An 11,280-nucleotide genomic window follows, 5' to 3' on the forward strand; every position below is an offset into this window, starting at 1 on the left:
GAAAAAAAGTGACTATATAAAGTATAATTAGTTACTTAAGTCAGTTTGCCGTCTGCTTAATCATAAAATGTTCGGCAAAATTGAATAAATCACTCTCCTTAAATGCTCCACCTATAATTTGTAGTCCTATAGGTAATTCTTTTTGAGTATGACCTACTGGAACTGAAATAGCGGTGACTCCAGCAATAGAAGCCTGTACAGTAAATAAATCTGCCAAATACATTTCAATAGGGGTTGCTCTTTCGCCTAATCTAAAGGCTGGGGTTGGAGTTGTAGGCAGCACAATAAAGTCATATTCTTCTAATAGATTACGTGTGGCATTTTGCAGCAAACGGCGTACTTTCTGAGCCTTCGTATAATAAGCATCGTAGTAACTTGCACTAAGCACAAACGTTCCCAGCATAATTCGTCGTTGCACCTCTTCTCCAAACGCTTCAGCTCGAGTTTTCTTGTACATAGATTCCATTGTATTACTTTCATCACTACGGTACCCGTAGCGAACACCATCGAAGCGAGAGAGATTAGAGCTGGCCTCAGCCATTGTTAAAATGTAATAGGTAGGCAAGACATACTCTAATAACGAAAAGTCAACGGGAGATACAGTATGGCCTTGCTTCCGAAGCTGCTCGAGTGCTTGTTCGGTTTTCTCTTTTACATCCGGGTGTATTCCCTCGTGATCTAGCGTATTTTGCAAGTAAGCAATTTTGCGAGATTTAGGTCGGGCAGAGAGTAGTTTGCTATAGGCCGGAACAGGTTGTTGAGATGCAGTACTATCGTATTCATCTGGTCCAGCCATAATTTCGGTAAGTAGAGCAGCATCTTCTACGGTATGAGTAAGCGTGCCGATAACATCGAAGGAAGAGGCATAGGCAATTAATCCGTAGCGAGAAATGCGAGAATACGTGGGCTTCATACCAACTAGCCCGCAGAAAGCAGCCGGTTGGCGAATTGAGCCGCCGGTGTCTGAACCCAAAGAAGCGGTACACATATGCGCTTGTACCGCTACGGCCGAACCACCCGATGAGCCGCCGGGTACATACTCAGGGTCCGCCGCATTTCGAGTAGGGAAGAAGGATGAATTTTCCGTAGATGAGCCCATAGCAAATTCATCACAATTTTGCCGACCAATGATGATCACATCTTCATCGAGTAAGCGCTGTACGGCGGTGGCGTTGAACTGCGATTTAAAGCTATTTAAAATCTGGCTTCCGCCTTGTAAAGAATGATCCTGATGGCAAAGCACATCTTTAAGACCAATGACCATTCCAGCTAAGCGTCCGGCAGTTCCTAGCTTTAGCTTACGGTCTACGTCGGAAGCCTGAGCGAGAGCTTCATCTTCGTATACTTCTAAAAATGCTCCGAGATGTTGTTTATCGCGAATATTGGCGAGATAATGTTGTACCACTTCCTGACAAGAAATAGCAGCATCTTGCAGTAGTTGCCGAATGTCGCGAAAAGAAGTGAATGACGGTAAGTTACGACTTGGTAGTGGTGGTGTTTCGGCTTCCTTCTTCAATTTCGTCCTTAATTTCTTTGGTAGCATCTTTAAATTCTCGAATACCACGACCTAGCCCTTTGGCTAGCTCGGGAATACGCTTGGCCCCAAAGAAAATAAGTAATACTAAAACTATCAAGAGAATTTCCCAGCCACCTAGACCACCTATGAATGCAAAATTGGTCATCATATTAAAATTTTTTGTGATAAACTACATTTCTAGCTAAACGCTAAATATAACGAATAAATGCGTATGCTTTCTTATATCTGTAAACTAATGCTCTACTGGCTAAAGAAATTTAGTAGTGAAAAGTTCAGAAACAGTATTACAATATTTATGTGTTGTAGAGTTTTGAGTAGCATTAGCGAGAAACTTTAAACCCTGAACTCAACACTCAGACCTTTAACACCGAAACACGCTATTTTCTCTGTAGCCAAGGCTCGGGGTTGAGCTTTTGTTGATTGTGCCAGATTTGAAATTGTAGAGCAGAAATGCCGTCGGAATCAGTATAAACCATGCCTACGGGTTCTTCGGCTCGTACTGCTTGACCTTTGCGAACGTTTACATCTTTTAGGCGAGAATAAACGGTGAAATATTCCCCGTGCTGCATAATGATGGCCTTGCTGTTTCCGGGGCCAGGAATGGGAGTGATAGCAATTACAACTCCATCAAACACGGCTTTCACTCTGGCATTCTGATTGGTTTGAATATCTACGCCGTCGTTGGGTACCAGAATATTCTTCATAACCGGATGCGGATTGTTACCAAAACGTTGCGAGATAAACCCACTGTTGACCGGCCATAGCAGTTTAGATTTATTGCTGGCAAACGAAGTAGATAATTCTTCTTTCGATGTATTGAGTGCTACTGCGTTCTCAGTATTATTTTTAGCACTTTCCTCTATTTCTTCTTTAATGAGCTTCGCAATTAGGCGTTCTAGGCGTTGCACATCGTTGCGGCGCATTGCTACCTCCTTTCGAAGTTGCGTTTCCTTTTGGTTCAGGTCGCGGATAAGGGCGCGTTGTTTAGTCTTCAGCGCAATTAAATCTTGATTGGCAATCACCTGTTGATCTAATAGAACTTGCTGCTCCATTCGCTTACTTTCAATGGTTTCTCGTTGGTTGATAAGCGTTTCCCGAACCTTTTGGATTTGGTTGACCTGATTTTTTCGTGCTTCAGAATACTGTTGCATATATTTAATCCGCCGGAAGAGCTGGTTGAAGGTTTTGGCAGAGAATAAAAAGGTGAGTCGGTTATAGCTGTTACTGGTTTTACTGGTAGCATAAACCATATGGGCGTATTCTTCCTTTAAATTCACTAGATCTTCTTCTAGTGCCGTAATAACTCCACCTAATTCGCTAATCTGCGTAGCTAATAGTTCCAACTCCTGACTGATAGACTGAATAAGGGATTCTCGCGCCTGAATTTGCTCATTAATGGCATTGAGTTGCCCAATACTGCTCTCTCGGCGTGATGAAGTTTCAGAGAGGATCCGTTGCGCCTCTTTAATGCGCTGTATATTTTCCTTTTTTTCTTTTTCTAGTTCTTTACGAGAAACAGGCGATTGCTGACCCCAACCGACCGTTACTGAGAAGAGTAAGCAGATTCCTAGCAGAAACCTTTGAGAACCTAAAAGGCTATCGGCGAACGTATTTATCAGGAACTGAAAACGGAAAGCGTAGAGCTTCATTAACAATGGACACTTTTTTGTGCTTAATATCAATCTGAGTCCGGCGTTTCTGACCTCGCTGCCGATAGTCCAAAGAAACCAAATTACTAAACGGCAGTATTTCTTCATCCAACTGCTTAAAATCACTGTACTTTAAGTTAAGCGTATTTTTGCGATTTCTTGCTGAACCACTTTTCTCTCTCTCTACCATAGTCACTCGCTCCACTTTCAGTAGTTGCCGATCAATAAAATTATCAATGACTACCGGGCCTTCTATTTGCCGCACCATAAAGTAGTTTGTTTCTTGCTTCACTTGATCTTTGTCAACGAGTGAGCGGGGCATATCGCCCAACAAAATGGCTTGCAGCAGATCGTAATTGATAGTAAAATTATACTTTTTACTTAATTCCTGAAAATTGTAGCTACGGTACTCCTTTTCCAACCGATTAACGAGTGACACAGAATCGCGGTTGATAATGGCACGAGCCGCTTCAATACCGAAGCCCGGAGTAACCGAAATCCAGATAACGCTGTCTTTTTTTATCCGAATGTTAGCGGTAGCACTCACATTCTGCCCTTCGCTCTGAAATTTTATTCTACTGCTGGCGGTTAGGTACTCAAAGTCGACATTAGCAATATTGAGTTCAGTAGCTTTCACCCCGCTACGATCAACGCCCGCCACCTTTTTGCTACAGCCAGAAGCTACTATCAAAAAAAGAAGTCCAGCAAGCAAATAGGTTAAGTATTTCGTTACCAAATTAGTTGGGAGTCTGCAGGTCAGGTTATTCGTATAGTTTTCGGTCAGCAATTTTTTTATCGATAAGTTCGGAAGCATCATCCATACCTTTAGCCTTCATCCACTGTTGCACGGCTTGGTCTACTTCACCTAATTTAAAAAGTATATCTCCGTAGTGTTCTACCACTTCGCCACTACTAGCTCCCTGCGCTATTGCTTTTTCAATATACTTTTTAGCTTGTTTATACTCGCCCAGCATGTATAAAACCCAACCGTGGGTATCCAGATAATTAGCATTATTCGGATTTAGTTCAAGCAGACGAGCAGAAAGTTGTTTGGCATAAGGTAATTTTTCTTGACGCAAAGCCAGAAAGTAGCTATAGTTATTCAATACATAATCGTTGCTAGGGTCAGCTTTTAGTACTGCCTCATAAGCTTCGCTTGATTTTTCAAATTGTTCCAAACCGTTGTATACATCGCCTAGGTAGATATTACAATAAACAGTAAGCTCAGTATTGTTAGATAATCGCCGGGCTTGATCTAGCGAATAGGCTGCCTCGTCGTAGTTTTGCAGAGCCGAATGGGCTGCCCCGTTATAAAAATATACAATAGCCTGGTTGGGAAATAGCTCCAATGCTTGTTCTGAGTGCTTTACTACACTGTCAGTTTCTTGCAATGTCTGGAACTCAATAGTCAGCAGATTTTGCCAAACATCGAAGTTCGTATCGTCGTACTGAATAGATTGCAGATAGTAATCGCGCGCTTGGCGGGCACTGTCAATAGCATTCAAAAAATCGCCTTTGATGATATAAGCCTCAGCTTCATCGGGGTGTGACACCAAAATTTTATCAGTCAACGTACTCACTAGTTGCCGATTGGCGGGTAATTCTCGGATATACTTAGCCACCAATTCCAGCTTAAGCTTTAGGTTCAGTTTGGGGTTGGTAAATGCCGCACTCATGTGCTTTTCGGCTTCGGCATCGTCACCTTGGTTCTGATAAATTTTAGCCAGTAAAAGTTCTGCCTCCGGATTATCGGGCGATACCTCGAGTAACTCTTTCAGGTACGGAATAGCGTCTTGGTCTTTACCATTGGAAATAAACATTTCGGCCAGCCCAATCACGTAATCACCTTCGCCCGGAAATGTCTCAATAAGTTGCTCGCCTTCGGCTATTGCTTTCTCCAGATCATTCTGTTGTAAGTAAATACGTTGTTTGGCGGTAGTTACTTCCGGTAAAATTCCGTATTTCTGCTCAATCCGGTTGTAGGTTTCAATGGATTGGTCAAACTCCTGCTGGTATAAGTAGAGTGCCGCTAGGTCAAACAAATAATCATCCGTTTTATCCAGACGGTCAATCATGGTTTCGTACACCAGAGCGGCACCCGCAAAATCTGACTGCTGGGTTAATACTTCGGCTTTGGTAAGATAATAGTATTTGTTATCGGGGTCTATTTCAAGAGCTTGGTTGGCGTGAACCAAGGCATCATCCAGTACTCCTTGGCGCGAGAGGATAGAGGCAATTTTAAAGTGCGCCGCCGGATTATTGGGGTCACTTTCTAGTGATTTCTCGAAGAGAGCCAGCGACTTTTCAAAGTCTTCAAGAATATAATATTTGGCTCCCTCGGTGAAGTAGTAAGTTGCTTCGCGTATTTTTCGCTCTGCTTTATCTTCTTTTTTATTCTTTTGCGCAAAACTATTGACTGTCACCAGCATGATAAATACCAAGCTTACTCCAATACTTTGCTTTACAAAATTAGATATCTTCATGCTACAAAATTCTCTAACCAGTTAGTTAGGGTAGACTCGTTAAATTATAGACTTTTCCACGTACTAGCAACGATTATGTTCCCAACGGTAGTATAAACAAAATTAGTGCATATTTTCCACCACTAAATTATAACCTCCGATGCTTAAATCGGAAGAATTTAAGTTCAGCAAAACGAAATTGTTTGCTTGTAATAAAAAGTAGTAGCTACGGACGTTGAACAACCTACTTCACCGGAAGGTACTATCCTGCATCCAGCTAAAAAAACTGAAATAAAGAGATTTAGTACAACGAACAGTTAGCAATTAACAGGGTGTAGTGAACAAAGACTAAAATGCTTGTTGCCAATTATAAGAAGCGTCTACAGGGCGATTATCGTTCACTGTACATTGCTATGTTTACTGATGTCCGGTGCTACCGTAACCCCCGGCCCCGCGAGTAGTTTCGCTGAGCGACTCTACTGTTTGCCAAGTAACCTGCTCATGTTTAGCTACCACTATCTGGGCAATTCGTTCGCCAGACTCTACAGTGTACGCTTCATTGGATAAGTTGACCAATAGTACTTTCACTTCGCCCCGGTAGTCGGCGTCAATAGTACCGGGACTGTTCAGTACAGTAAGGCCGTGTTTGTAGGCTAACCCACTGCGGGGGCGAACCTGTGCTTCGTAACCTACCGGAAGCTCTATGAAAAATCCGGTGCTGATTAAAGCTCTTTCTAATGGCTGTAGGGTGATAGAGGAATCAATAGCCGCGTGCACATCCATACCCGCCGCGTGTTCAGTTTGGTAAGCAGGTAGCGGATGGTCGGATTTATTAACAATTTTTACTTGAATCATAAGTGTGGTTAAGCTTTACTGTAGGTCTGTAAGTTTTTCTTTTCTCGTAGGAAAACGATTATCGCAAATAGCAGCGTTAATCCAATATTCAAACCATTTTCCCACCAAACCGAGGGTAAATCTACGGCAAATGACAGATAAATCAAGCCAATTCCAGCGATTAAATAGACGATTGACGGAGCGAAGAAGTAGGGAATAGGATAGTACTTTCGTCCGTAATAATAGCAAACCAAGCACATCACAAAATAGCAAGAAATGCTGGCAAGAGCGCAACCTAAGTAGCCCAGCACCGGAATAAGTCCGATATTCACTATTAGTGTAATTCCTGCACCAACGCTGGCGATAATTGTTCCGAAAATAGGCCGATCAGTAATTTTGAACCAAACTGAGAGATTAACATAAATACCGTAGAGCAGTTTTCCAAACAGTAGAAACGGAACAACATACAGGGCATCTCTAAAACCTTCGCTGCGAAGAAAAATCATACCAATAAGCTCAACATTAATACTTACGGTTACTAATATTAAGATACTAAATATGGTAAAGTAGTGCATTACCTGAGCAAAGAGCGAAGGGGCATTTTTATCTTCGGCCCCCGAAAAGAAGAAGGGCTCGCCCGCGTAGCGAAATGCCTGTACCGCCAGTAGCATGAAGATACTGAGTTTTACACTAGCTCCGTACGTACCTAGTGCTTCCTGCGGAGTTTTATTAGGATAAAAATTTTCCGGAAGCAAATCAGCAAACAAAATAATATCGATCCGCTCGTTAACCATACCCGCCAAGCCCATTAGCAGTATTGGAAAGGCGTAGGTTAACATAGGTTTGATAAATCGATGATCCCAGGAAAGTCGGAACTTCGCTAACCATTTCCATAGAAAAAGGGGGGTGACCAGGCTAGCAATTAGGTTTGCGAGAAATACAAAACTTACACTAATTACTCCTTCTTCGCTCGTAAACCATTGTGAAGGGTTCATAAGTTGAGGAAGCAATAATAGAAAAAATAACTGAAGCCCTACCTGCAAACCAAGGTTGGAAAGTTTAGTAATGACAAACCAGCGGGCTTTATTTTCTAAGCGTAGTTGGGCAAACGGAATAGCCACAAATGCATCTATCAACATAATGACGGCCAGCCAGCGTACAATATGGGCATCTTCGGCATAACCCAACCACTGGGCAATAGCGGGAGCTTGCCAGAATAGTAAGGCCGACACAACGAAGCTAATTAATAAAACCCAAGTGAGTGCCGATTGGTAGATTGCGGTTTGATCGGACTGATACTTCTTTTGAGAGGCAAAGCGAAAGTAGGCAGTTTCCATACCGAAAGTATACAGTATGTTGAAGAAAGCTACGTAGGCATATAAATCGCTGATTTTTCCGTATTGCGACTCGACGAATATACTAGTATGAACCGGAACGAGGGCATAATTTAGAACCCGCCCCAGAATTGTACTAACCCCGTAAAGAGCGGTTTGTCCGGCTAATTTCTTAAGTGGATTCATACGGTGGTGTTCTCAGCCGACAAGCCGCAAGGATCGTTCCCCGTTGAGTAAAACGTAAGGGAGTGCAGCAATTTACTATTCGCCAGTAAATTGAGGGGCGCGCTTTTCTAAGAACGCTTGGGTGCCTTCCACAAAATCGCGCGATTTGCAGCAGGCTGCAAAGCTATTGGCTTCGGTCTGATAGCCGTTTTCTTCGGCATCGTAAGCAGCGTTTACACATTCTACTACCATGCCAATAGCTAATGGTGCTTTGGTAGTAATTTTTCGGAGCAGACGCTCACAGTAGTCTACCAGTGCTTCCTTATCGTCTACTAATTGATTAACCAAGCCAATTTCGTGGGCGCGCTCCGCAGAAATTGTATCGCCGGTCATCATTATCTCTAATGCTCGGCCTCGGCCTACTAAGTTCGGCAATCGCTGGGTTCCGCCAAATCCGGGAATTAATCCTAAGTTGACTTCGGGCTGGCCGAATACGGCACTTTTAGAAGCAATGCGAATATGACAAGCCATCGCTAGTTCGCAGCCCCCACCCAAAGCAAATCCGTGCACCGCTGCTACTACAGGTTTATCACATTTCTCAATGGATGCGAAGACCTCTTGTCCTACTTCGGCAAATTTGCGACCGTTCACTTCGTTGAGTTCAGATACTTCACTGATATCGGCTCCCGCAACAAAAGCTCGTTCACCGGCTCCGATAATAAGGACCGCCTTCACGTCACTATCATCGTAGATCTCCTGAAAAGCCTCGCCAATCTCTTCTAGTGTCGCCTGATTTAATGCGTTCAGCTTATCTTCCCGATCAATGGTGAGGGTCAAGATACCATCTTTCAATACCGTGCTGATATATTTGTAATCTGCCATACTACCTTATTAAAACGTAAACTGTACGTCCTCAACTTTAAAACTAGATTGGAACGTTCGTAATAAGTCCCATTTAAGCTTACGGACTTTTGAGGTGCAAATATAACAGGTGGGGTAGTATTCTCAAAAACATGGAATATATGCAGTTTTTTTGGGTTAAAGTACAGATATATCGGATTGATAATTTGGAACAAACATCTTGATTGTAACGGCGTTAATCTTTTTTATCGCATTTAATCCGGCGAAAACTACTTAGGTATAAATATTCACATTCCTTATTTATAAAGCACATATTATGTCAGAAAAACGAAAGATTACGGTTGCTCACGGCGATGGTATTGGCCCAGAAATTATGAAAGCTACGTTAACTATTTTAGAAGCTGCGGGTGCCGCTATAGAACCGGAGGTGATTGAAATTGGGGAACAAGTCTATCACCGGGGAGTGAGTTCGGGAATAGAACCTTCTTCATGGGACTCACTGCGTAGCACCCAGGTTTTTCTGAAAGCACCGATCACTACTCCGCAAGGAGGAGGGTTTAAATCGCTAAATGTAACCACGCGTAAAACGCTAGGATTATACGCCAACGTACGTCCTTGCCGATCGTACAGCCCATTTGTGGCTACGCGCCACGATACGATTGATATGGTAATTGTACGGGAAAATGAGGAGGATTTATACGCCGGTATTGAACATCAGCAGACTGAAGAAGTAGTGCAGTGCTTGAAACTGGTAAGTCGTCCGGGCTGTGAGAAAATTGTCCGTTATGCCTTTGAATACGCCGAAGCTTACAACCGAAAAAAGGTGACCTGCTTTACCAAAGATAATATCATGAAACTGACCGATGGCTTGTTTCACCGAGTATTTGATGAGATTGGTGAAGAGTACCCAGATATTGAGAAGGAGCACATGATTATCGACATCGGTTCGGCTATTCTGGCCGACAAACCCGAAACCCTGGATGTGGTAGTTACCCTAAATCTGTACGGTGATATTATTTCAGACATTGCCGCGCAGATTGCCGGTTCAGTTGGTCTGGGTGGTTCGGCTAATATTGGGGAAAGCTGCGCGATGTTTGAAGCGATTCACGGATCAGCCCCAACCATTGCGGGAAAAGACGTAGCCAATCCTTCCGGGCTAATTAACGCCGCTATTATGATGCTGGTACACATTGGACAGCCGGAAGTAGCAACCCACATCAATAACGCCTGGTTGTACACTTTAGAATCAGGAGTGCATACGGCAGATATTTATAGAATCGGTTCAAGCAAGTCGCTGGTAGGAACGCAGGCTTTTGCGGAAGAAATAGTTAAAAATTTGGGCAAAACTCCTAAGCGTCTTCAACCGGCTGAATACCACGCGGTACAAGGTAAAAAGTTGCACTACAGTACACCGCCGGACCCGAACCGGCAAAAAGACTTAGTAGGAGTGGATGTGTTTATCGACTGGAATGAAAGCAACCGCAATCCGAAGGTAATTGGCGATGGACTAGCGGCAATTAGTGGCGACGATTTTACGTTGCGCGTAATTACCAACCGGGGAGTAAAAGTGTATCCTGACGGATTACCCGAAACGTTTTGTACCGACCACTGGCGTTGTCGTTTTGTGGCGGAAGAGGGAAAAACTGTTTCTCACCAGCAGATTATTGGGTTGCTCAATCGTCTGGATGAAAACAACTTCGACTTCATCAAGACTGAGCAGTTGTATAATATTAATGGCCAACGCGCCTACTCGCTAGCGCAGGGGCAATAATTAAAATGATGAGTAATGACTAGTGAGTAATGATTAATCCGTTTACTGTTCATTAGTCATCAGTCATTCTCTTCGGAAGCTTCATCAGTAGCTGTTTCAGGATTTTCTGCGGTAGATTGGTTGGATTCTGGCTGATCTGACTTTTTTTCCTCTTCCTCAGCTTTATCGTTCTCCTCAGCTTTATCATCCTCTAGCACATCGGGGGCATACTTTAATAGTATGCTGTACCAGTTAACGAGCTTTTTCATATCCGATACGTACACTCGGCTTTCATCGTATTCGGGTACTACGTGCTTCAGAAAGGCTTTTAATTCTTCATCATCCGAAGTATCTACATCGGGGTCATCTCCAAACTCTTCGTGAATCTTTTGAAATACATCTTCTAGTGGAACTGCACCTTCGGCATCGGTAGTGTAAATAGATACTTCCTTAAGTACTGAAACCCGTTGGTTCATATTAACCATCATTTTCTTTCTCTGCTCGTCGAGGGTCTCCACAATCATTCCTGATCGAGAGGGCTTAAGTACGTGAAATAATCCACCTTTTCCCGCAATTGCGGCAACTTCGCTTAAATCCATAAATTAAGTGTTCAAGTGTTCAAGTGTTCAAGTGTTCAAGTGTTCAAAATTACTTAACTTTCTTGAACATTGCGCGGTAAGAACACGAA

At 43.1% G+C, this 11,280-nt stretch carries 10 protein-coding genes; 1 reads left to right on the forward strand and 9 read right to left on the reverse strand.

Features of this window, described 5'->3' with window-relative positions; all coding sequences use genetic code 11:
* Nucleotides 1-40: 40 nt before the first annotated feature.
* The 8 genes from gatA to WBA23_RS15675 all read right to left on the reverse strand — a co-directional run bounded on the left by gatA (nucleotide 41) and on the right by WBA23_RS15675 (nucleotide 8,863).
* Nucleotides 41-1,516 carry an Asp-tRNA(Asn)/Glu-tRNA(Gln) amidotransferase subunit GatA gene (gene gatA / locus WBA23_RS15640; protein ID WP_424583221.1) on the reverse strand — a complete coding sequence of 492 codons (1,476 nt, stop codon included), beginning with the start codon at nucleotides 1,514-1,516 and terminating at the stop codon, nucleotides 41-43.
* Complete coding sequence (locus tag WBA23_RS15645; protein ID WP_424583230.1) at nucleotides 1,476-1,682, reverse strand: Sec-independent protein translocase subunit TatA/TatB; 207 nt, start codon at nucleotides 1,680-1,682, stop codon at nucleotides 1,476-1,478. Before WBA23_RS15645 ends, gatA begins: the two co-directional genes overlap by 41 nt.
* A 232-nt stretch (nucleotides 1,683-1,914) precedes the next feature.
* Nucleotides 1,915-3,186: a murein hydrolase activator EnvC family protein gene (locus tag WBA23_RS15650; protein WP_424583222.1), complete on the reverse strand. Its 1,272-nt coding sequence runs from the start codon at nucleotides 3,184-3,186 to the stop codon at nucleotides 1,915-1,917.
* Complete coding sequence (locus WBA23_RS15655; protein WP_424583223.1) at nucleotides 3,134-3,877, reverse strand: DUF4292 domain-containing protein; 744 nt, start codon at nucleotides 3,875-3,877, stop codon at nucleotides 3,134-3,136. Before WBA23_RS15655 ends, WBA23_RS15650 begins: the two co-directional genes overlap by 53 nt.
* 70 nt (nucleotides 3,878-3,947) lie before the next feature.
* Nucleotides 3,948-5,669: a tetratricopeptide repeat protein gene (locus tag WBA23_RS15660; RefSeq protein ID WP_424583224.1), complete on the reverse strand. Its 1,722-nt coding sequence runs from the start codon at nucleotides 5,667-5,669 to the stop codon at nucleotides 3,948-3,950.
* A 396-nt stretch (nucleotides 5,670-6,065) separates the two neighbouring features.
* Nucleotides 6,066-6,503 (reverse strand): dUTP diphosphatase, encoded by a 438-nt coding sequence (gene dut, locus WBA23_RS15665; protein ID WP_424583225.1) that lies wholly within the window; start codon nucleotides 6,501-6,503, stop codon nucleotides 6,066-6,068.
* An 8-nt stretch (nucleotides 6,504-6,511) separates the two neighbouring features.
* Nucleotides 6,512-8,002: a lipopolysaccharide biosynthesis protein gene (locus WBA23_RS15670; protein ID WP_424583226.1), complete on the reverse strand. Its 1,491-nt coding sequence runs from the start codon at nucleotides 8,000-8,002 to the stop codon at nucleotides 6,512-6,514.
* A 75-nt stretch (nucleotides 8,003-8,077) separates the two neighbouring features.
* On the reverse strand, nucleotides 8,078-8,863 hold the full coding sequence (locus WBA23_RS15675) for an enoyl-CoA hydratase/isomerase family protein (protein WP_424583227.1): 786 nt from the start codon (nucleotides 8,861-8,863) through the stop codon (nucleotides 8,078-8,080).
* 295 nt (nucleotides 8,864-9,158) lie between these two features.
* Between WBA23_RS15675 and WBA23_RS15680 the strand changes: the two genes are divergently transcribed.
* Nucleotides 9,159-10,613, forward strand: a complete 1,455-nt coding sequence (locus tag WBA23_RS15680; RefSeq protein ID WP_424583228.1) for an NADP-dependent isocitrate dehydrogenase — start codon at nucleotides 9,159-9,161, stop codon at nucleotides 10,611-10,613.
* 59 nt (nucleotides 10,614-10,672) lie between these two features.
* On the opposite strand, the gene WBA23_RS15685 is transcribed toward WBA23_RS15680, so the two are convergent.
* Complete coding sequence (locus WBA23_RS15685; protein WP_424583229.1) at nucleotides 10,673-11,191, reverse strand: DUF5606 domain-containing protein; 519 nt, start codon at nucleotides 11,189-11,191, stop codon at nucleotides 10,673-10,675.
* Between the last annotated feature and the right edge of the window lie 89 nt (nucleotides 11,192-11,280).

Source organism: Tunicatimonas sp. (assembly GCF_049647865.1).
In the GTDB taxonomy this organism is placed as follows: Bacteria; Bacteroidota; Bacteroidia; order Cytophagales; family Cyclobacteriaceae; genus Tunicatimonas.

Excerpts from the sequence above, each read along its gene's own strand:
- WBA23_RS15670 (WP_424583226.1), bottom strand. The coding sequence starts at position 8,002 with ATGAATCCACTTAAGAAATTAGCCGGACAAACCGCTCTTTACGGGGTT.
- WBA23_RS15675 (WP_424583227.1), bottom strand. The coding sequence starts at position 8,863 with ATGGCAGATTACAAATATATCAGCACGGTATTGAAAGATGGTATCTTG.
- WBA23_RS15680 (WP_424583228.1), top strand. The coding sequence starts at position 9,159 with ATGTCAGAAAAACGAAAGATTACGGTTGCTCACGGCGATGGTATTGGC.
- WBA23_RS15685 (WP_424583229.1), bottom strand. The coding sequence starts at position 11,191 with ATGGATTTAAGCGAAGTTGCCGCAATTGCGGGAAAAGGTGGATTATTT.
- WBA23_RS15660 (WP_424583224.1), bottom strand. The coding sequence starts at position 5,669 with ATGAAGATATCTAATTTTGTAAAGCAAAGTATTGGAGTAAGCTTGGTA.
- WBA23_RS15645 (WP_424583230.1), bottom strand. The coding sequence starts at position 1,682 with ATGACCAATTTTGCATTCATAGGTGGTCTAGGTGGCTGGGAAATTCTC.
- WBA23_RS15650 (WP_424583222.1), bottom strand. The coding sequence starts at position 3,186 with ATGAAGCTCTACGCTTTCCGTTTTCAGTTCCTGATAAATACGTTCGCC.
- dut (WP_424583225.1), bottom strand. The coding sequence starts at position 6,503 with ATGATTCAAGTAAAAATTGTTAATAAATCCGACCATCCGCTACCTGCT.